Genomic DNA, 21221 nt, shown 5'->3' with positions numbered 1-21221 from the left:
GTGGCCGACTCCATCGTCGGGCTCTCGCCCGCCGAGCGACATCGAGTTGTCGCCGCCGGTTTCGCCGCAGAGATCGCCGCCGTCCCGGACTGGGACGTGGCCACCCCGGTCGACGGGTGGGTGGCGCGTGACGTCGTCGCTCACCTCGTCGAGTGGTTTCCCGGCTTTCTCGCCGGAGGGGGAGTGGAGCTACCAGTAGGCCCCCCGGTCGCGGACGGCCCGGCCGACGCATGGAAGGCGCATACGTCGGCCGTCCAGGAGCTGCTCGACGGCCCGGCCGCCGACGACACGTTCAGGCATCCGATGGCGGGTGAGCATCGACTCGCCGACGCGGTCGACCGGTTCTACACGGCCGACGTCTACATGCACACGTGGGATCTCGGCGCGTCCACCGGCCATACGCCGCCCCTTGATCCGGGATACGCCGAGCAACTACTCGCGGGATGGCCGGGATCGAGGAGATGCTGCGCGGCTCCGGGCAGTACGGGCCCGCGGTCCCGGTCGCCGACGACGCAGATCCCCTCGCACGGCTCGTGGGTTTCATCGGCCGTGATCCAAAGTGGTCGCCACCTTCGCCGCGATGATCCCGTCGACTGCGATGATCCCGTCGACTGCGGAGTACCGTGGACAAGGTGCCAGAGGAGAACTTCACCACACATACCTCCCAGTCCACCGAAACCCACCACCCGTCGCCCCGAACCCTGGGTGAGCTGCGCGCGAGTGGCCACGTCCAGCGCAGCGTGCGCGACGAGATCCGCAACAACCTGTTGAACGCGTTGCGCGAGGGCCGTGACCCCTGGCCCGGCATCGTCGGGTTCGAGGCGACCGTGATCCCACAACTCGAGCGGGCGCTGATCGCCGGACACGACGTGGTGATGCTGGGCGAACGCGGTCAAGGCAAGACCCGCATCCTGCGAACACTGGTCGGCCTGCTCGACGAGTGGACTCCGGTGATCGCCGGTTCCGAGCTCGGCGAGCACCCTTACGAGCCGATCACCCCGGGATCCATTCGCAAGACGGCCAATCTGCTCGACGACCTGCCGATCGAATGGCGGCACCGCAGCCAGCGTTATGCCGAGAAACTCGCAACCCCGGACACCTCGGTCGCAGACCTGGTCGGCGACATCGATCCGATGAAGGTGGCCGAGGGGCGGAGCCTCGGCGATCCCGAGACCATCCACTTCGGTCTGATCCCTCGGTCCCATCGCGGCATCGTCGCCATCAACGAACTTCCCGACCTCGCCGAACGCATTCAGGTGTCGATGCTGAACGTGATGGAGGAGCGCGACATCCAGGTCCGTGGCTACACGCTGCGTCTGCCGCTCGACGTCCTCGTGATGGCCAGCGCCAACCCCGAGGACTACACCAACCGTGGTCGCATCATCACGCCACTCAAAGACCGGTTCGGCGCCGAGATCCGGACTCATTATCCGCTGGAACTCGACGACGAGATCGCGGTCATCGAGCAGGAGGCAGATCTCACCGCGACGGTGCCGACCTTCATCACCGAGATCCTGGCGCGTTTCACCCGGTACGCCCGCGACCACCCGTCGATCGACCAGCGTTCCGGGGTCTCCGCCCGGTTCTCCATCGCCGGGGCGGAGACGGTCGCAGCCGCCGCGCTGCACCGCGCGACGGTGACCGGTGAAGACGTGCCGGTGGCCAGGGTCGTCGACCTCGAGTCGGTGATCGAGGTCCTGCGGGGCAAGATCGAATTCGAGTCCGGTGAGGAGGGGCGCGAGCTCGAGATCCTCGAACATCTGATGCGTAAATCGGTCGCCGACACGGTGCGCGCCCATCTCGGCGGCATCGACATGGCGCCGTTGGTCGACGCGTTGGAGAACGGTGAACCGGTGGTCACCGGTGACCGCGTCACCGCCGCCGATCTGCTCGGATCGATCCCCGACCCGGAGGCCACCTCCCCGGTCCTCGACGACATCGCCGCGCGCCTCGATGCGGAGCTCGACGGCGAACGCGCAAGCGCAATCGAACTGGCGCTGGAAGGTCTGTTCCTCGCCCGGCGGATCGGCAAGGAAGCCGACGAGACCGGGCAGACGATCTACGGCTGAGTTCGACCGCTGCAGAAACGGAGCCGAACACCATGGTGAACAAGAGTTTCCATCGGTCGCGATATCAGCGGTATGCCGGCGGTGCGGATCCGCTGGCGCCGCCCGTCGACCTCCGCGAAGCGTTGCGGGACATCGGCGACGACGTCATGGCGGGTGCATCGCCGCAGCGTGCGTTGCGTGAGTTCCTCCGTCGGGGGACGCCGGACATGCGCGGCCTGGACAAGCTCCGCGAACAGGCCGAACGTCGGCGTCAGGAGTTGCTGAAGCAACGGAACCTCGACGGTACCTTCGCCGAGATCCGCGAACTGCTCGATCGTGCGGTCCTCGAGGAACGCAAGCAACTCGCGCGCGACCTCGACGACGACGCGCGGTTCAAGGAGATGCAGATCGGCAGTCTGCCGCCCTCTACGGCACAGGCGGTCGAGGAACTGTCGGAATACGACTGGCGCAGCCCGCAGGCCCGGGAAGACTACGACAAGATCAAGGACCTGCTCGGGCGTGAGTTGCTCGACCAGCGTTTCGCGGGGATGAAGGAAGCCCTAGAAGGGGCGAATGAGCAGGACCGGCAACGTGTCTCGGAGATGCTGTCGGATCTCAACGAGTTGCTCGAAGCGCACAATCGCGGCGAGGACACGACCGAACAGTTCGACGAGTTCATGAACAAGCACGGGGACTTCTTTCCAGAGAACCCCCGCAACACCTCCGAACTCATCGATTCGCTGGCGCAGCGCGCGGCCGCGGCCCAGCAGTTCTACAATTCGCTGACGCCCGAGCAACGAGCCGAGCTCGATCAGCTGGCCCAGCAGGCCTTCGGTTCGCCGGAGCTGATGAGCCAACTGGCGCAGATGGATTCGGCGCTTCGCGAGGCGCGTCCCGGTCTCGACTGGGACAACGCGCAATCGTTCTCCGGTGACCAGCAGATGGGGCTGGGGCAAGGGGCGGCCGCGCTGCGCGACATCTCCGAGTTGGAGGCCCTCAGCGAGCAGCTGTCCCAGCAGTATGCCGGCGCTCAGATGGACGACCTCGATCTCGACGCACTGGCCCGTCAGCTCGGTGACGAAGCTGCCGTCGATGCGCAGCGCCTCGCCGAACTGGAGAAGGCATTGTCGGAGGAGGGCTTCTTCGACCGCACCTCCGACGGGCAATTGCGACTGAGCCCCAAGGCCATGCGCCAGCTGGGGCAGTCGATCTTCCGGGACATCGCCGAGCAGCTCTCGGGACGTGGCGACCGTCAGACCCGGCGAACCGGCGCGCTGGGGGAGCCGACCGGCGCCTCGCGCGAATGGGAGTTCGGCGACACCGATCCGTGGGACGTCACCCGGACGGTGTCGAATGCGGTGTTGCGCACCGTCTCGGAGAGCGACGAGCCGTCGCTGATGTCGTCGGAGATGGCGCGTGGTGGGGTGCGTATCGACGTCCGTGACGTGGAGGTCGCCGAGACCGAGGCCCGCACCCAGGCAGCCGTTGTGCTGCTGGTCGACACGTCGTTCTCGATGGAGATGGAGGGTAGGTGGACACCCATGAAGCGCACGGCGATTGCGCTCAACCACCTGATCTCCACGCGCTTCCGCAGCGACGAACTGCACCTCATCGCATTCGGCCGGTACGCGAGGTCCATCGACATCGCCGAGCTGACCGGACTCCAGCCACGCATGGAACAGGGGACCAACCTCCACCACGCGTTGCTGCTCGCCCAGCGTCACCTGCGCAGGTTCCCGAACGCGCAGCCGGTGGTGCTGGTGGTCACCGACGGTGAGCCAACCGCCCACCTCGATCCCAGCGGGGAACCGTTCTTCTTCTATCCGCCGCACCCGCAGACGATCGCGGTCACCGTGCGCGAACTCGACCACGTGTCGCGGCTCGGAGCGCAGGTGACCTTCTTCCGGCTCGGCGAAGATCCGGGCCTGGCGCACTTCATGGACCAGATCGCACGCCGCATCGGTGGCCGAGTGGTCGCGCCGGATGTCGACGGGTTGGGGGCCGCGGTGGTCGGGGACTATCTGCATTCGCGGCGCGGTCAACGTCGATGAATCAGTGTCCCTCAGGGTGACGGATCAGGGTTTCCTGGGTGTGTCCGGACGAGGGCCGCGCCAAGAAATCAGGGTGGTCGCACCGGACCGCGGCCACTAGGCTCCTACTCTGTGACAACACCCGAGGATCTACCTGCCCCTGACGATCGCCGAGCTCGTCTGCGGGCAGCCGATTCCGATCGCGAACTCGTGCACCAGATCCTGTCCGCAGCGATGGCCGGGGGCAGCCTCTCGCCCGCCGAGTACGAGGAGCGCGCTGGAAGGGCCGTCACGGCAAAGACTTTCGGTGAGCTCGACGAGCTGACCGACGACCTTCCCGTCGGCCAGCTGGGGGTGCCGATGCCCTTCGTCGGAGAGCCCTCCACCAGTCGGGTGGTCGCGTCGACCGGACGTCGGCCGGTGGCACACCGCTTCGCGCTGATGTCGGCGGCCGAGATCAAGGGCACCGTGGTGGTCGCGGACAGCATCACGGCCACCGCGATCATGGGCGCTGTGGAGATCGACCTTCGGGAAGTGGAATTCACCGCTCAGGTGCTCACCATCCGCTGCGCCGCGATCATGGGCGCCGTCGACATCACCGTGCCACCCGACGTGTCCGTCGAGATCAACGGCTGGCCGCTCATGGGCGGTTTCGGTGGCCGCGCGGCCGGACCGGGCGTCCCCGGTGCGCCGACCGTCCGCGTTGTCGGGTTCGCGCTGATGGGCGGGGTCGAGGTCAAGCGGAAGGACCGCAAGGAGCCGTCGCGGCGTTGACTCAGGCGAGCAGAAGGGCGATGATCCCGATCGCGGGGATGGACGCCAATGTGGTGATCAATGCGGTGTCGCGGGCCATGATCTGCGCGCGTCGATATCGGGTGGCGTAGACGAGTACGTTCTGGGCCGTCGGCAGTGCGGCGATCACCACCTGCGCGAACAACTGGTGGCCGGTTTCGCCGAAGCCCCACCGCGCCACGATGTAGACGAGGGCGGGCATCGCCACCACTTTGAGAACCGAGGCCAGGGCGATGGCCCGTCGGGGGCTCTGGCCCTTCTTGAAGACGGCGACCCCTGTCAACGAGAGCCCGAACGCGAGAAGGGCGCCGGGTACCGAGGCGTTCCCCAGCATCTTCATCGGTTCCATCACCGCGGCGGGCGGCATCCAGCCGATCGCCGAGATCACCAATCCCGCCACACCGCCGACGACGATCGGGTTGGTCAGTGGCGCGACCACGGCATCGCGAAGCGTGGACGTGCGGTCCGCCCGCCCGGTCCCCGTATCGGTGACGGTGAGGTCGAGGGTGATCAGTGCCATCGGTGAGTACACCAGGATCTGGAACAGCAGCAGAGGTGCGATGAACGACGCGTCGTCGAGGACGAAGATCGCAATCGGGAGCCCGAGGTTCACGCTGTTCACGTACGACGAGGCGAGGCCGCCGATGGCGAGTTCAGGGATTGCGCTGCGGAGCCACAGACGGGCGACGACGACGTACACCAGGCCGATGGTGAGGGCACTGCCACCCGCGATGACCAGCGTCGTCGAGAAGATGACGGACAGATCCGAGGTGATCAGCGAGTGGAACAGGAGGGCGGGTGTGCACACGAAGAAGACGAGCCGCGACAGCACCTCGTGGGCGCCGTCGCCCAGCACCCGGGTGCGGCCGAGGATGTACCCGATCCCCACCATGATGAAGATGACGGTGAAGCCCGAGACCACTCCTGACACCGGGCGAGTGTATGCACCTCGCGCGGCGGGCCGTTCGCGGGCGTCGGATCCGCGTCGGCCGTCGACGCGGGCCCGTCGGCGGACCGGTCGCATACGCTGGGTGCCGTGGAAAGGACCTTTCGATGACGAATCCGACCGACGGCCCGCAGAATCCACAGGACCAGCGCGCGGCCGATGACCAGACCGAGCCGGTGGCCGATCAGCCGAGGGGTGCCGACGACGCGCAGCAACAGCACCCGACGGCCCACCTCGACTCGCAGGCGTCCGATCACCCCACTGCTCCGGGCGATGCCGGACAGCAGTACGAGGGCTGGCAACACTACGGCTCGGCTCCCGACTATGGTGCGGGTCCCCAGTACGGCACGGGGTCGCAGGCTGCTCCGCACCAGGGCGTCGGCCCTCAGTTCGGCTCGGCGCCCCAGTACGGCTCGGCACCCCAGTACGGCTCGGCGCCCCAGTATGGCTCGGCACCGCAATACAGCTCGGCATCACAGTATGGGGCGCCTCAGTACGGGGCGGCGCCGTACTACGGCGCGCCGTATGGCGCGGGCTACCCGGGAGTGCGTCAGACCAACGGAAAAGCGATAGCGGCCCTCATCTGCGGCATCGGGTCATTCCTCGTCTGTCCCGGCGTGCTGGGTGTGGTGGCGGTGATCCTGGGCAACTCGGCGCGCGACGAGATCGAGGCCTCGGCGGGAGCCCAGGACGGCGAAGGCATGGCGAAGGCGGGCCTGATCCTCGGTTGGATCTCCATCGCCCTGGTGGTGATCTTCCTGCTCATCATGCTGATCGTGCTCATCGCCGGAGCAGTCGCCACGTCGTCGTAGGACCGGACGGGGCGACGTTTTGGAGCTTGGGCCACGGCCCGGTAGTCTGGTCTGGTTGTGTGCCGCGCCTGACCGGCTCGAAGCTGTGACAGTCCGGGCGCACGGATCGACGGGACCTACCGGCACCATGCCGGGCGGTCCCCACAGACTCGCACGTAGGAGAAGGGCTCAACCATGGCTGTACCCAAGCGCCGGATGTCGCGGGCGAACACCCGCAGCCGTCGTTCGCAGTGGAAAGCGGACAACCCGGCATTGCAAGAGGTGAAGGTGAACGGCGTCGCACAGCGTATTCCGCGTCGCCTCGTGAAGGCCGCCAAGGCCGGCATCATCGACCTGGATCGCCGCTGAGCGCATTCCGCTGACTTCGGCGTCACGTCGAAGCTGCGAATACTTTCACAACGACCGCCCCGGCCTGCCGGGGCGGTCGTTGTTGTGCTCACCGGCTGCTGACACGATGATCGGGTGCTGCAAGAGATCCTCAACGACGTCGGCATCGTGGTGTTCGCCGCCTCCGGCGCACTACTGGGTGTGCGTAAGGATTTCGATCTCTGGGGCATTCTCACCGTCGGTGCGCTGACCGGGGTCGGCGGCGGCATTCTCCGCGACGTCCTGCTGGGGATCACCCCGCCGACGTCGGTCCAGAACTGGCCGCCCATCGTCGTCGCCGTGGTGGCCAGCCTCGTGGTCTTCTTCTTTCACCCGGCGTTCTCCGAGTTGCGTCGCAGCGTGCTGCTCCTCGACGCGATCGGGATGGGCCTGTTCGCCACAAGTGGTGCCTCCATCGCGATCGATGAGCACGCGAGCGCATTCGCCGCGACCCTCGTCGGTCTGCTGACGGCTGTCGGCGGCGGCATCCTGCGTGATGTGCTGGCCAACGAGATCCCGCTCCTGCTGCAACCCGCCGACCTCTACGCGGTTCCCGCTCTCCTCGGTGCCGGCGTGGTCGGCGTCGGTGCCACCTATTCGTCGGCGCCCACCTGGGTGTGGCTGGTGATCGGCACCGTGTTGGCCACCGGCCTGCGGATCACCGGCCTGGTGTTCGGCCTACGGCTGCCGACGGCGCCGAGCGGACTGTGGCGCCGCAACTGACACACCCACCCACACGCCCCTTCTCCCGCAGCCGCGACGGTTCCCTGCAGCCGCGACCCCATTTACCCGTCGCGGCTGCCGGAAACCGTCGCGGCTGTCGGTGGTGAAGCGCCCTACTGGGCGATGAACTTGTTGACTGCCCGGTTGAGGAAGTTCGGGATGAACTTCGCGGCGTTGCCGAGGAAGAGAGTCTGTGCCCCAACCGAATAGCTGGTGCGATGCAGGAGCTTGTCCTGTCGGGTCGGATGCACGGACTCCCAGACCTTTTCCGCGACCTGCGCCGGGGTGATCCGCACGCCGAGGGTCTTCGTCGACTTGGCGTCGTTGTCGGCGAGGGCTGTCTTCGCCCACAGTGGCCAGATGCCCACGACGCGGATGTCGTCGTGTTCCCATTCCAGTTCCAACGCCTCGGTGAGCCCGCCGACGAAGAACTTGGTGGCGCTGTAGGTGGCGATGCCGGGCTGCCCGTAGATCGCCGACGCCGAGGCGATGTTGACCAGATGTGCACCCGGTGTCGCCTTCAGGTACGGAAACGCTGCCTGCGCGCCCAGCGCCACGCCCAGGGCGTCGATGTCGATCTGACGTCGCACCGCGTCGGGGGAGATCTCGTGCAGCGGCCCCTCGACGAGGATGCCCGCGTTGTTGTCGAGCACATCGAGACGTCCGCCGGTGTGCGAGGTGAAATCGGCGAGCGCCTCGGCCCATTCGTCGGGGTCGCGGACATCGAGCTTGCCGACGATCCAGTCGGGATGATTCGCCTTCACCTTCGACAGCGCCTCGTCCGAGACGTCGTAGACACCGACCGTCCATCCCTCCCGGTCGAAGCGTTCCGCGGTGGCCAGACCGATACCTGCCGCACCGCCGGAAATGAAGATCGATGACATGTATTCTCCTGCCTTTGCCCAGTTGAGAGGGTATTTCGACGGTAAGTTACCGGTCAGTATAGGCCCGAACCTGTTTACTCCCTCACACCCCGATGCTATCTTGACAACACGCATTGTCATAACAGTGCTCATTGTCAAGAACGAACAGTGTTCACCGACGACCTGGAGGTCGAATCCGATGACTACAGCGATGGGACGGACGCAGAGCGACGGCGGCACGCCGGAACCCGCTCGCCCGGACAACGTCGTGAGCATGCGTGATCAGGGCACCAACGAGGTCTCCGAGCGCCTGCTGGCCTCGGCGGCTCGCCTCTCCCGGAACGCCATGACCGAGATCGACTGGTCGGCACCGATGGATCCCACCAAGTACGGCTGCAGCCCGGAGTGGTCGTCGTTGTACGGGACGGCGTACTGGGATGAGCTCAGCGAGGAGCAGCGCATCTCGGTGACCCGTCACGAGTTCGCGTCGATCATGAACATCGGCATCTGGTTCGAGATGATCCTCCAGGAGATGGTCATCCGGGATCAGTATCTGGGCGACTACCACAACCCCGAGTTCCAGTTCGCCCTCGTCGAGGTCGCGGACGAGTGCCGTCACTCGATCATGTTCGCCAAGGCGTCCGAGAAGATGGTCGGTACCTCGTACAAGCCGACCAAGAAGGTCGGCCGGCTGGGCAAACTCTTCAAGCGCACCGCCAAGAACGAGGTGGCCTACGCGGGAATCCTCGTCGCGGAAGAGGTGCTAGACGTGTTCCAGCGGGGCTGCATGCGCGACGACCGGGTGCTGCCGTTCATCCGGACCGTCAACGAGATCCACGTGCTCGAAGAGTCTCGTCACATGAAGTTCGCGCGCGAAGAGGTCCGTGAGTCCATGGAGGGCGTCGGCTGGGCACGACGTCAGTTCAGCGCTCTGTACGTATCGCTCGGCGCCTACTTCATCGTCTCCAGCCTGGTCCAGAAGAAGGCATTCGCCGACGCCGGGCTCGACGCCGATCGCGCTGTCGCGGAGATGAACTCGAACTCGCACTTCCAGTCGATGATCCGCAGCAGCTGCGCGCACCTGATGGAGTTCCTCGACGAGGTCGGCCTGCTGACCCGCCCGGCGATGTACTACTACCGCAAAGCGAACATGCTCTGATGTTCGTCATCACCCAATCCTGCTGCAGCGACGCGGCATGTGTGTCCGTGTGTCCGGTGAACTGCATTCACCCCACGCCGGAGGAACGCGGTTTCGGCAGCTCCGACATCCTGCACATCGATCCGGAGGCGTGCATCGACTGCGGCGCATGCGCGGACGCTTGCCCCGTGGACGCCATCTATCCGGCGGACAAACTCGGCACCCGCGACAAGGTGTTCATCGACATCAACGCGGACTTCTACAAGCAGAACACCGACATCGCCTCGGGATGGGGTCAGGTGACATATCCCGAGATCCCGAAACTGCCTGCCGGACTGCGAGTTGCGCTGGTCGGGACCGGTCCGTCGGGTGGATACGCCTTGCGGACCATCCTGGACCGTACCGAGGCGCAGGTGACCGTGATCGACAAGCTGCCGACGCCGGGCGGGCTGGTCCGCGCGGGCGTGGCGCCCGATCACCCTGGCACCAAGGGCGTGCTGCGCGGGTTTGACCTGCTCTACCGCGATCCGCGCGTTACCATGGCGACCAATGTCGAGGTGGGTACCGACCCCGGCCAGATCACGCCGGCCGAGTTGGCCGAACACTTCGACGCGGTGTTCTACGCGGTCGGTGCGAGCGAGTCACGGCGGCTCGGCATCCCCGGCGAGGATCTGTCAGGCTCGACGTCGGCCACCGATCTCGTGGCCTGGTACAACGCGGTTCCCGGCAAGGAGGCGCCGCCGATTCCCGCCGACGGCACCGGACGCGCGGTGGTGGTCGGCACCGGCAACGTCGCGCTCGACGTCGCGCGCATCCTGGTCTCGTCGCCGGAATCGCTCGCCACCACCGACATAGCGGACCGTGCGTTGCGAATCCTCGAGCAACAGAACATCCACGAGGTCGTGATCCTTGGTCGCCGCGATCAGGCGAATGCCGCGTACACCTCTGCGGAATATCGTGCGTTGTCGACCATTCCGGGCGTCGAGATCGTGGTTCATGACGATCCGTCGGCGGAAGTCCCAGATCTTCGTCGGCCGGCCGACCGGACCAAGCGTCGTATCGTGTTCCTCTTCCACACCTCGCCGGAGGAAATCGTCGGAGAGCAGCGCGTCGAGGGCGTGACGGTCCAGACCGGTGACACCAGGCACACCGTGGCCGCCGATCTCATGGTGCGATCCATCGGCTATCGGTCGACGCCGATCGCCGGTCTGCCCTTCGACCACGAGCGTGGTGTCTTTCCCAACGCTGACGGCCGGATGCTCGACGATCAGGGGGACGTGATCCCGGGCGTCTACGTCCTCGGCTGGGCGAAGCGCGGTCCCAGCGGCGGCATCGGCACCAACAAGGTGTGTGCCGAATCGACGGTCGAGGACTTCATCCGGGACGCGGCCGACGACCGCCTCGACCGAACCGCCCACGGACCCAAGGCGTTCACTGCTCTCCTGCGGAAACGCTCACGGCAGGTGATCGGGTACCGCGGCATGCGAGCCATCGATGCCAGCGAGCGTCGTCGCGGGCTGGTCCAGGGGCGGCCGCGTGTCAAGTACACGGAGGTCGCCGACATGGTCGGCGCTGCGGGGTGGCGTAAGCGCTGATCGAGATCACCTGCGGTGGGTCCGCCGGTGAGGTCCTGACAATCGCCTCGTAACACCGAGGCAAGCAATGATTCATGCGCGATCGCGATAGTGGCTGCTATGTCCAGCACACCGCGGTTCCTGCAAGGCGTCTTCGCGTTCACCGGCACCGGACTCACCAAGCCCGCGCCGATCGATCCGTCGCTGACCTTCGCGGTGCCATCCGGGCTCACAGCGCAGCCGCTCTACTTTCGGGGCGGCAACAGCTCCGACGACCTGATCTACGTCACCCTGACACGCGACGGCGAGCCGATGCGGATCTTTCCGATGGGGGCCAAGGCGTCGGTGAACGTGCCGTTGCGGGTCGTCGAGGATGTCGAGCCCGACTCGACGCTGGAACTGGTGTTGGCCGCCCCTGAAGGGGCGTCCGGCGAGGTCGTCATCGACTTCGGAATGGTCGTCTTCTGATGGCGCGGCGCAAGCTCGTGGTGGTCGGTAACGGTATGGCCGGGGCACGGACCGTCGAGGAGATCCTCGCCCGCGGGGGTGCCGACCTGTTCGACGTCACGATGATCGGCGACGAACCCTACGGCAACTACAACCGCATCATGCTGAGCCACGTCCTCTCCGGCGAGACCGCACTCGACGACGACGATCTGATGCTGAACCCGATGGCGTGGTACCGGGAAAACGACGTGACCCTCTACAGCGGGGACAGTGCCGACGCCATCGACCGATTCGCCAAGACGGTGACCTGCGCCAGCGGTCGCGTGATCGATTTCGACGTTCTGATCGTCGCAACCGGCTCCAACACCTTCTTTCCCAACATGGACGGGCTGCGGGAGTCCGATGGCCGGCTGGCCCGTGGCGTCTTCGGGTTCCGGACCATCGAGGACACCAACGGGATGCTCCAGATGGCGACTGCCCGTGACGACGTGCGCGCGGTGGTGATCGGTGGCGGCCTGCTGGGGCTGGAGGCGGCCTACGGTCTGAAGACCCAGGGGGTGGATGTGGATGTGGTCCACTCGCCTGGCCATCTGATGAACCAGCAGCTCGACGAGCGTGGCGGAAAGGTGTTGCGCAACAAGATCGAAGAACTCGGTGTGGGGGTGCACACGGGAAAACGGACCACCGCGGTGCTGCGCAACGACGATGGGGCGGTGGCCGGTGTCGGCTTCGCCGACGACGACTCGTTGCCCGCCGACATGATCGTGGTGACAGCGGGTATCCGGCCGAATGTGGACCTGGCCCGGCGTGCGGGACTCGTCGTCGAGCGGGGGATCGTGGTCGATGACCAGATGCGTTGCGAAGACGAGGGGTTCATCTTCGCGGTAGGGGAGTGTGCGCAGCATCGGAGCGAGGTGTACGGACTCGTCGCGCCGCTCTGGGAGCAGGCGGTGGTGCTCGCAGACGTGATCACGGGATCGAATCCCGATGCGGAATACCATGGTTCGCGCTTGACCACCAAGCTCAAGGTCGCCGGAGTCGATGTCGCGGCCATGGGGGTCAAGGGACCTGAGCGAGACGACGACGAGTTCGTCCAGTTCTACGAGCCACGCAGCGGCACCTACAAGAGTGTGGTGGTACGCGACAACAAACTGATCGGCGCGATGCTGCTCGGCGACATCTCGAAGGCCAACTTTCTCACGCAGGCGTTCGACGAGAAGGTGCCGCTTCCCGATGAGCGCATCTCGATGCTGTTCGACATGGGTACGCCCAGTGCGGCCACCGGTGCGGCCGAACTCGCCGACGACGTGCAGGTCTGCAACTGCAACGGCGTCACCAAGGGTGACATCGTCGGATGTGTGCGTGGCGGATGCACCAGTGTGAGCGAGGTGTGCGCGGCCACACGCGCCGGAAAGGGTTGCGGTTCGTGCAAGCCGTTGGTCGCCGACATCGTCGAGTTCGCGGCCGGCGACGCGCTCACCGCCGACGCGTCGGCGGATTGGTACGTACCCGCCATCCCGCTGACCAAGCCGGAACTCATCGACACGATCAAACGGCAGAACCTTCGCTCGGTGACCGACGTCTTCGCGGCACTCGCACCGGGCGGCGAGGACGCAACCGCGAAGATGCCGCTCGCGTCGCTGCTGCGCGTGATATGGGGTGCCGACTGGAAGCGGGAGCCCGGAGCCCTGTTCGTGAACGATCGAGTGCACGCGAACATCCAACGCGACGGTACGTTCTCCGTGGTCCCGCAGATGCGTGGCGGCGTGACGTCGCCGGAACAGCTCCGTCGCATCGCCGATGTCGCCGAGAAGTACGAGATCCCGATGATCAAGGCCACCGGCGGTCAGCGCATCGATCTTCTGGGAGTGAAGAAGGAAGACCTGCCGAAGGTCTGGAACGATCTGGACATGCCGTCGGGTTATGCGTATGGAAAGTCGTTCCGGACAGTCAAAACCTGTGTGGGAACGGACTATTGCCGGTTCGGTCTGGGTGACTCGACGCAGCTGGGCATCGACATCGAGACGCGATATCAGGGACTGGAGTCGCCGGCCAAGTTGAAACTTGCCGTCACCGGATGTCCGCGCAACTGCGCCGAGGCGCTGTGCAAGGACTTCGGGGTGGTTGCCGTCGGGGACGGTCGTTGGGAGATCTACGTCGGAGGTGCGGCAGGTGCACACATCCGCAAGGGTGATCTCCTGGCGACGGTCGAGTCGGCGGCCGAGGTGATCCGGCTGTGCGGCATATTCATCCAGTACTACCGCGAGCAAGGCAGATGGTTGGAGCGAACCTACGCGTGGGTACCGCGGATCGGCATCGAGGAGCTGCGCGCGATCCTGGTCGACGACCGGGACGGGCTGGTGGCGGGTCTGCAGGAGCGGATCGATGAGGCGGTGGCCGGCTATGTCGACCCGTGGCTCGATCGCGAGGAACCGAAGTCGCCGGCCCAGTTCGCGTCGTCGCTGCCGTTGCTGCCGCTACCGAAGGTCCCGGTCCGATGACGCGGGTCGAGATGGGCGTGGTGGTCGGCCCTTCGGAGGGTCTGCTGCCGGGCGAGGGACGCGCGTATGCCGTCGGTGAACGGCAGATCGCAGTGTTCCGGATGACCGATGGCACCTTCCGTGCGACAGATGCGGTGTGCCCGCATCGCGGCGGCCCGCTCGCCGACGGTCAGTTCGACCTCGGGCAGATCGTGTGCCCGTTGCACCAGTATGCATTTCGTTTCCGCGACGGTGGTTGTGCCTCGGAGGGGATCGGCGCGGTCGCGGTCTACCGTGCGGAGGATCGGGACGGAGAGATCCTGGTGTGGGTGTGACGCACTCCGCGGAACCCATGTGCCCTGAGGAGCCGGCGGGCGTGCCTCTTGTTCGTTGCGGTGCGTGCGTGCGTGTTTCCCTGTTCCCTGAGGAGCGAGCTTGCGAGCGTCTCGAAGGGCCCCCGCTAGTTCGTGTGATCCGACTTTCGTACGCCACGTCGGGAGAACGATCGTAGGAGATCGATGTCTCCGTTGATCAGCGCCTGCTTCTTTCGGCGAGACCAACCGTGGATGCGGCGCTCGAGGGCGTACGCTTCCGACACATTGTCGAGTTCGGCACACCAGGCGAGTTCAAGGGTCGTCGAGTGGCGGTGAAACCACTTGAGCGGTGTTGTGTTGATGCAAACGGTGTTCGAGATCTCTGGTGCTGCCGACGTAGTACTTCCGGTCGACGCATTCAAGAAGATACACCCATGCCATCTCCCCGTTCTCTGGCTCCCCGCAGCGGATGAGCGTCGGTGTGGACGATCTGTGGAAAATGTCGGGCAATGAAACCCGCTGTGGACTGTCGACAGTGCGGGGGTCTCTCCGATGACGTTGGAGCCCGAAGCGCCGATTTGAAGCAAACTATCTCAGCACAGCTGTCACATAGTCGCCGGCAATCTCGCCGGCTTGGGCCAACACGGTGCCTTCGGCCGACATGATCACCGAGTTGCCTGCAGTATCCCGGTAGCCACCGCCGGTGGGACCAGCGCAACTGGCCATCGCCACATACGCCCCGCAACGCGCGCCGATGTCGGAAGCGCGGCGAAGTTGTTCCGAGAGTTCCGATCGATGATGAACCACGCCGGCGGCGTAGACGTCGATACCGAGAGCAGCGGTCGCTTCGGTATGGGTTTCGACGCCGGTGTCTCTGCAGATGCCGAACCCAAAGCGCCAACCGCGAATATCGACAGTCGAGACGGCGGGACCTGGAGTGAACCGTTCGATCTCCTGACCGCCAAGGTGGCGCTTCCGGTAGACCACCTCGACGCCGTCGGTGTCAACGCGTACGAAAGCAATGGAACGACAACCATTCTCGATCACAGGGGCGCCAACTAGCGCACACGTGTCCGAAGAAGCGCACGCATCGATGAGTCCATCGAACAGTCTGCGGTCGCGGCGCAGGTCAACAGGGACAGCGTCGACCTCGTAACCCGTCAACGACAGTTCTGGGAAAACCATGACATCGGCGCGAGCCGCACGCACCAAGACCGCGTGCGCGCCAACTGCCGCCAGCAGGTCGGAACCACCGATTGGTTGTCCTACCGTCACCCGCAATTCCGCGGCCTTGCCCACCCGGCCCATTGTGGTCCACATCGACCGCCTACGCACCATCAACGGGTCGGTCGAATTCCCGAGGTCGGTCGGGATCAATATTCGGGACTCGTGACAGCTCCCGATGTAGCTCGGGGGTGCGATGGTCGGGTGTTGATCTTTGGCCCTTCGTGACGCTCGCAGGCTCGCTCCTCAGGGCACGGGGGTACCGGAGCTCGCTCTTTTGGGCGCGGGGTGCCGGAGCTCGCTGCTGAGGGGTGGTGACGCTGCAGGCGCGCTCCTGCGCGGGGGCAAGCACGCTGCGCTGGGTCAGTAGACGTCGCGGACGTATCGCTTTTCCGCGGCGAGTGCTTTGACGTAACCCTCGGCGCTCGAAGGTGCCAACTTTCCATGCTGGGCGACAACACCTTTCAGGGTGGCATCGACGTCCTTGGCCATACGTCCGGCGTCGCCACACACGTAGATATGAGCGCCGTCGTGCAGCCACCGATACAGTTCGGCGCCGTGTTCGCGCATCCGATCCTGCACATAGACCTTGGAGGCCTGATCCCGCGAGAACGCGACGTCGAGTCTGGTGAGCAGTCCATCGGCCAACATCGAGGTCAGCTCGTCCCGGTAGTAGAAGTCCGTTGCGGCATACTGCTCACCGAAGAACAGCCAGTTCGGACCCGTGTGGCCGAGCGCCTGCCGTTCGTGGAGGAAAGCCCGGAACGGCGCGATTCCGGTCCCCGGTCCGATCATGATCATCGGCGCATCGGGATCAGACGGCGGACGGAAGTGGTTGGTGGAGTTGACGAAGATCCCGATGTCCTCGTCTTCAGCCTGGTCGGCGAGGAATGTCGAACACACACCACCGCGGGGCGTGCCGTGGACGTTGTAGCGCACAGCGGCAACCGTCAGATGTACCTCGTCGGGACTCGAGAGCGGGCTCGACGAGATCGAGTACGAGCGTGGTGCCAACGGTTTCAGCACGTCGATCCAGTCGGTCGTCGACGCGCGCACGGGATGCTCGGACAGCAGATCGACCGATTGGCGCCCCCAACTCCAGTCCGCGAAGCGGGCCCTGTTGCCGGCTGCCGCCAGGTCACGCAGGTCGTCGTTGCCGGTCCGGTCCGCGACGAAGCGCACGAGATCGGAACTCACCTTGGCGAATTCGAGGCGTTCTCGCAGCGCGCGGCGCAAGGTCATCTCACCGGCATCGGCCAGGTCGACGACCTCGTCACCGTCGAGACGAGTCGCCGTCAACCACTCGTCGATGAGCGCTGGGTTGTTGCGCGGCCAGACACCGAGTGCGTCGCCGGTGCGATAGGTCAGCGAGTTCGGCGGCAGATGGAACGCGAAGTTGCGAACGTCTTTCTGCGACCCCGCGCCGTTCAGCCGGACATTGCGGGCGAGCGACGTCACGAACGGGGTCTTGCGCGAATAGGTGGGTGTGGTCGGGGCCGGCGGCGCGACCCGGTCGATCACGGTGACGGCCGGCCTGTGACCGTCGTCATCGCCACGATCATCACGGGTATCAGTTCCGGGGCTGTTGCCGAGGGCCCCGACGATCTTTTCCAGCCAATTCCCGGCTGCGTCCTCGAACTCGGGCTCGCAGTCGACGCGATCGAGAATCCGGGAGCCACCCAGCTCGCCGATGCGGGCATCGAGTTTGCGTCCGTGGCCACAGAAGTCGTCGTAACTGGAGTCGCCGAAGGCGAGGACCGCGTACCGCACGCCGGACAGATCAGGCGCGTCGTCGGTGTTCAAGGCGCCCCAGAACTCGCTCCCGTTGTCGGGAGGATCGCCGTCGCCGGTCGTGGACGTGACGAACAGAACGGTGTCGCTGTCGGGGAGCAGGCCCGGGTCGCATTCGTCCATCGGGACGGTGGTGACGGGGCGCCCGGTACCGGCAACCCGATCGGCGCACAGCGCGGCGAACTCCTCGGCATTGCCCATCTGCGACGCCCACAGGACGGTCACCGCGCCGGCGGACCCGGAGTCATCGGTGGATTCGGCGGTATCTGTGGACGACGCCCGGCGGGAGAACATTCCGTCGAGAAGGCCGGCCACCCACGTCCGGGTACCCGGCGCCAGAGGGGCGTCGGCAGGCAGCGTCGGGACCTCACCGGCCGGTGGGCGTGCTCGTAGTCCACTGATGACCCCTGCAAGGTAGAGCCGTTCGATGTCGGTGGTCCGTGGTGTCGGGATGTCGGACACGCCGAGTAGCTCTGCGAGAGTGTCGATAACAGGTCGTCCTTCGGATGCAGGCACCGGATCGGCTGCCACGGGGGTCGAATCGATCACTGTTGCCGAGGTTTCGTCGGAGTCGGCGGCAATGCGAGTGAGGGTCACTGCGCACACCTTGAACTCGGGCTGCTGAGACAACGGGTCGATGGCGTCGGAGGTGACCGCGTTGATCGCGAGATCGTCACCGAACATGTCATTCCAGTGAAAGGGGACAAAGCAATTGCCAGGCCGCACACGATCGGAGATCGACGCCGGGAGAACCGCACGTCCGCGCCGGGAGGCGACCTCGACCTGATCCTTCGGACCGATGCCGAGTCGCTCGGCGTCGTCGGGATGGATCTCGACGAACGGTCCGGGGTTGAGCTTGTTCAGCTTCGCCACGCGACCGGTCTTGGTCATCGTGTGCCATTGGTGGGGAAGCCGGCCCGTGTTGAGCAGGAAGGGATGTTCGTCGTCGGGCATCTCCGCCGGGTCGACGTGCGGGCGTGGGAAGAACTGGGCGCGCCGGGTCGGCGTGGCGAACGCCAGGTCCGGCACGGATCCGTCCTCGAGACGATGCAGCGTCTGGCTCACGCCATCGTTACGGTAGCGAATCGGATTGCGACCGTTCGGGTCCGGTGCGTCGACGAGCGTGGCGGGCGGGCACGGCCACTGCATGGGTGTGCGGCGCAGCCCGTCATAGGTCATACCGCGCAGGTCGTAGCCGGTGCGGGGATTGGCGAACGCGCGGATCTCGTCGAAGATCTCCTCGGCGTCTGCGTAGGAGAACGCGTCGGCATAGCCCATCTCGCAGGCGATACGGGCGATGATCTGCCAGTCGGGGAGTGCCTGCCCCGGAGCATCGACGGCCGGTTCGAACAACGTCACGTTGCGCTCTGAATTGACCATGGTGCCGGAGGATTCGGTCCAGAGCGCGGCGGGCAAGGCGACATCGGCGTAGGCGTTGGTCTCGGTGTCTGCGAACGCGTCCTGGGTGATCACCAGGTCTGCCCGTTCGAGCCCCGCGATCACGGTCGAACGATTGGCCACCGATGCAACGGGATTGGTGCAGATGATCCAGCACGCCTTGATCTCGCCATCGGCCATCCGCTGGAACATGTCGATGGTTCCGCCGCCGACGTCGGTCCGCAATGTGCCCGGCGCGAGGCCCCATCTGTCCTCGACGAACGCCCGGTCGTCATCGGCGATCACTGCGCGCTGGCCCGGTAGGCCGGGGCCCATGTAGCCCATCTCGCGACCGCCCATCGCGTTCGGTTGTCCGGTGAGGGAGAAGGGTCCGCTGCCGAGACGGCAGATGGCGCCCGTGGCGAGATGGAGGTTGATCAGCGCATTGGTGTTCCAGGTACCGTGGGTCGACTGGTTGAGACCCATTGTCCAGCAACTCATCCAGTTGTCGGCCGTTCCGATCAGCTCGGCGGCCCGGCGCAGATCGTCGGCGGGGATGCCGGTGATCTCGCTGACCAGTTCGGGCGGGTACTGCGCGGCGAAGTCGGGCATCTGTTCGAAGCCGTCGGTGTACGACGCGATGAAATCGTCGTCGGTGTGCCCGCCCGTGATCAGCAGGTGTAGCAGTCCGTTCAGGAGCGCGAGGTCGGTGCCGGGCTTGACCTGGAGGAAGAGGTCGGCCTTGTCGGCGGTCGCGGTCCGCCGGGGATCCACGACGATCAGTTTGGCTCCGGCCTTGATGCGGTCCATCATCCGCAGATGCAGGATCGGATGACAGTCGACGATGTTGGAGCCGATCACGAAGAAGACGTCGGCATGGTCGAAGTCCTGGTACGAGCCCGGTGGGCCGTCGGCGCCGAGGGACTGCTTGTAGCCGGTGCCTGCGCTGGCCATACACAGGCGCGAGTTCGACTCGATCTGATTGGTCCTGATGAATCCCTTGGCGAGCTTGTTGGACAGGTACTGGGCCTCCATGGACATCTGCCCCGAGACATACAGCGCGACCGCGTCCGGTCCGTCCCGGTCGATGATCTCTCGCAGTCGCCGGGCGGTATCGGTGATCACCTGGTCCATGTCACCGGGTTGCGCGGCGGCGCCGCGTGCGGAGCGGATCGCCGGAGCCGTCAGGCGCCCGCCGGCTGCGAGCATGTCGGCGGTGGTCGAACCCTTGGTACAGAGGCGGCCGAAGTTGGTCGGATGGTCCTTGCGGCCGGTCGTCTTGAGGATCTGGCCCGAACCACCGACGGTCAGGTCCATGCCACACCCCACGCCGCAGTAGGCGCACAGAGATCGGACGGAGGCGACGGGCTTCACACTGTCCAGAGTCAGGTGACCGTGTTTCCTGATTCGAAGCGTCCAGTTACGCGCCTATCAACTTGACCTCACACGTCACGCCGAATCCTGTGCGGAGCGCGGGTTGGCAGATGTGGTCGCATTCTTCCTGCGACGTACCTGCGCGAACGACCTCCGAGACACACTCGCTGTCCTCAGACACATCTCAGCAGTTCACGATAAGACTGTAGGTATGCGCATCCTTGTGGTCGACGACGATCGGGCGGTTCGTGAGTCGCTGCGCCGGTCGTTGACCTTCAACGGGTACGGCGTGGACACCGCCGCCGACGGGTTGGAGGCTCTCGAGAAGATCGTCGCGGAACGCCCCGACGTCGTGATCCTGGACGTGATGATGCCGCGCCTCGACGGCCTCGAGGTGTGCCGGCGGTTGCGCTCGGCAGGCGATGACCTGCCGATATTGGTGTTGACCGCTCGCGACTCGGTATCCGAACGCGTTTCCGGCCTGGACGCCGGCGCTGACGACTACCTGCCCAAGCCGTTTGCGCTGGAGGAGCTGCTGGCGCGCCTGCGCGCATTGTTACGACGTGCGACGCCGGAGGACGACATCGAATCCGAGGCGCTCGCCTTCGCCGACCTCACACTCGACCCGGTGACCCGCGACGTCTCGCGCGGTGATCGGAGTATCAGCCTCACACGCACGGAGTTCGCGCTCCTGGAGATGCTGATGGCGAACCCGCGCCGCGTGCTGTCGCGCAGCCGCATCCTGGAGGAGGTCTGGGGCTACGACTTCCCGACCTCGGGCAATGCGCTCGAGGTCTACGTCGGCTATCTCCGCCGCAAGACCGAGGCCGATGGTGAAGACCGACTGATCCACACGGTGCGCGGTGTCGGCTACGTCCTGCGGGAGACGCCTCCCTAGTGCTCGCCGAAAACACCGATCCCG

The 21221-nt window shown here is 65.7% G+C and carries 17 protein-coding genes and 1 pseudogene; 13 read left to right on the top strand and 5 right to left on the bottom strand.

The window, feature by feature from the left end; translation table 11 throughout:
* The 4 genes and pseudogenes from GTV32_RS09250 to GTV32_RS09235 all read left to right on the top strand — a co-directional run bounded on the left by GTV32_RS09250 (nucleotide 1) and on the right by GTV32_RS09235 (nucleotide 4852).
* A pseudogene (locus GTV32_RS09250) lies at nucleotides 1–584 on the top strand (TIGR03086 family protein).
* Nucleotides 585–623: 39 nt separating this feature from the next.
* Entirely contained in the window at nucleotides 624–2069 is a 1446-nt protein-coding gene (locus GTV32_RS09245) for a sigma 54-interacting transcriptional regulator (protein WP_161059953.1), read from the top strand.
* Between the two features lie 32 nt (nucleotides 2070–2101).
* The gene (locus GTV32_RS09240; protein ID WP_161059951.1) at nucleotides 2102–4099 is read left to right on the top strand and encodes a VWA domain-containing protein; all 1998 of its coding nucleotides are present in this window, start codon (nucleotides 2102–2104) and stop codon (nucleotides 4097–4099) included.
* Nucleotides 4100–4210: 111 nt separating this feature from the next.
* The gene (locus GTV32_RS09235; protein ID WP_161059949.1) at nucleotides 4211–4852 is read left to right on the top strand and encodes a DUF1707 and DUF2154 domain-containing protein; all 642 of its coding nucleotides are present in this window, start codon (nucleotides 4211–4213) and stop codon (nucleotides 4850–4852) included.
* 1 nt (nucleotide 4853) lies between these two features.
* Here the strand turns inward: GTV32_RS09235 and GTV32_RS09230 are convergent, their stop codons facing one another.
* Nucleotides 4854–5801, bottom strand: coding sequence for an AEC family transporter (locus GTV32_RS09230; protein ID WP_161059947.1), 948 nt, complete (start codon nucleotides 5799–5801; stop codon nucleotides 4854–4856).
* A gap of 122 nt (nucleotides 5802–5923) precedes the next feature.
* Here GTV32_RS09230 and GTV32_RS09225 point away from each other — a divergent pair, with 122 nt between their 5' ends.
* From GTV32_RS09225 to GTV32_RS09215, 3 genes are all read left to right on the top strand, one after another.
* Nucleotides 5924–6628, top strand: coding sequence for a DUF4190 domain-containing protein (locus GTV32_RS09225; protein ID WP_161059945.1), 705 nt, complete (start codon nucleotides 5924–5926; stop codon nucleotides 6626–6628).
* A gap of 174 nt (nucleotides 6629–6802) precedes the next feature.
* Nucleotides 6803–6976 carry a 50S ribosomal protein L32 gene (gene rpmF, locus GTV32_RS09220; protein WP_124707982.1) on the top strand — a complete coding sequence of 58 codons (174 nt, stop codon included), beginning with the start codon at nucleotides 6803–6805 and terminating at the stop codon, nucleotides 6974–6976.
* Between the two features lie 114 nt (nucleotides 6977–7090).
* The gene (locus tag GTV32_RS09215; protein WP_161059943.1) at nucleotides 7091–7717 is read left to right on the top strand and encodes a trimeric intracellular cation channel family protein; all 627 of its coding nucleotides are present in this window, start codon (nucleotides 7091–7093) and stop codon (nucleotides 7715–7717) included.
* 113 nt (nucleotides 7718–7830) lie between these two features.
* Here GTV32_RS09215 and GTV32_RS09210 read toward each other — a convergent pair whose 3' ends face one another.
* Nucleotides 7831–8601: an SDR family oxidoreductase gene (locus tag GTV32_RS09210; protein ID WP_161059941.1), complete on the bottom strand. Its 771-nt coding sequence runs from the start codon at nucleotides 8599–8601 to the stop codon at nucleotides 7831–7833.
* 178 nt (nucleotides 8602–8779) lie between these two features.
* On the opposite strand from GTV32_RS09210, the gene GTV32_RS09205 reads away from it, so the two are divergent.
* The 5 genes from GTV32_RS09205 (at nucleotide 8780) to GTV32_RS09185 (ending at nucleotide 14554) form a co-directional block, all read left to right on the top strand.
* On the top strand, nucleotides 8780–9739 hold the full coding sequence (locus tag GTV32_RS09205) for a diiron oxygenase (RefSeq protein ID WP_237421505.1): 960 nt from the start codon (nucleotides 8780–8782) through the stop codon (nucleotides 9737–9739).
* Nucleotides 9739–11313 carry an FAD-dependent oxidoreductase gene (locus tag GTV32_RS09200; RefSeq protein ID WP_161059939.1) on the top strand — a complete coding sequence of 525 codons (1575 nt, stop codon included), beginning with the start codon at nucleotides 9739–9741 and terminating at the stop codon, nucleotides 11311–11313. The genes GTV32_RS09205 and GTV32_RS09200 overlap by 1 nt, the downstream gene beginning before the upstream one ends.
* Nucleotides 11314–11412: 99 nt before the next feature.
* Nucleotides 11413–11760 carry a molybdopterin oxidoreductase gene (locus GTV32_RS09195; RefSeq protein WP_161059937.1) on the top strand — a complete coding sequence of 116 codons (348 nt, stop codon included), beginning with the start codon at nucleotides 11413–11415 and terminating at the stop codon, nucleotides 11758–11760.
* Nucleotides 11760–14240, top strand: a complete 2481-nt coding sequence (gene nirB / locus GTV32_RS09190; RefSeq protein WP_161059935.1) for a nitrite reductase large subunit NirB — start codon at nucleotides 11760–11762, stop codon at nucleotides 14238–14240. The genes GTV32_RS09195 and nirB overlap by 1 nt, the downstream gene beginning before the upstream one ends.
* Nucleotides 14237–14554, top strand: a complete 318-nt coding sequence (locus GTV32_RS09185) for a Rieske (2Fe-2S) protein (protein ID WP_161059933.1) — start codon at nucleotides 14237–14239, stop codon at nucleotides 14552–14554. The genes nirB and GTV32_RS09185 overlap by 4 nt, the downstream gene beginning before the upstream one ends.
* A gap of 291 nt (nucleotides 14555–14845) precedes the next feature.
* Here GTV32_RS09185 and GTV32_RS23380 read toward each other — a convergent pair whose 3' ends face one another.
* From GTV32_RS23380 to GTV32_RS09170, 3 genes are all read right to left on the bottom strand, one after another.
* Nucleotides 14846–14974, bottom strand: a complete 129-nt coding sequence (locus tag GTV32_RS23380; protein ID WP_237421504.1) for a GIY-YIG nuclease family protein — start codon at nucleotides 14972–14974, stop codon at nucleotides 14846–14848.
* Nucleotides 14975–15121: 147 nt separating this feature from the next.
* The gene (locus GTV32_RS09175) at nucleotides 15122–15832 is read right to left on the bottom strand and encodes a carbon-nitrogen hydrolase family protein (RefSeq protein ID WP_202421715.1); all 711 of its coding nucleotides are present in this window, start codon (nucleotides 15830–15832) and stop codon (nucleotides 15122–15124) included.
* A gap of 288 nt (nucleotides 15833–16120) precedes the next feature.
* The gene (locus GTV32_RS09170) at nucleotides 16121–20299 is read right to left on the bottom strand and encodes a bifunctional nitrate reductase/sulfite reductase flavoprotein subunit alpha (protein ID WP_161059929.1); all 4179 of its coding nucleotides are present in this window, start codon (nucleotides 20297–20299) and stop codon (nucleotides 16121–16123) included.
* 211 nt (nucleotides 20300–20510) lie between these two features.
* On the opposite strand from GTV32_RS09170, the gene GTV32_RS09165 reads away from it, so the two are divergent.
* The gene (locus tag GTV32_RS09165; RefSeq protein WP_161059927.1) at nucleotides 20511–21197 is read left to right on the top strand and encodes a response regulator transcription factor; all 687 of its coding nucleotides are present in this window, start codon (nucleotides 20511–20513) and stop codon (nucleotides 21195–21197) included.
* Nucleotides 21198–21221 lie beyond the last annotated feature (24 nt).

This window comes from Gordonia sp. SID5947, assembly GCF_009862785.1.
GTDB lineage: Bacteria > Actinomycetota > Actinomycetes > Mycobacteriales > Mycobacteriaceae > Gordonia.
Note: the sequence above shows the minus strand (reverse complement) of the source record. Positions and strands in the feature narration are given on the sequence as shown.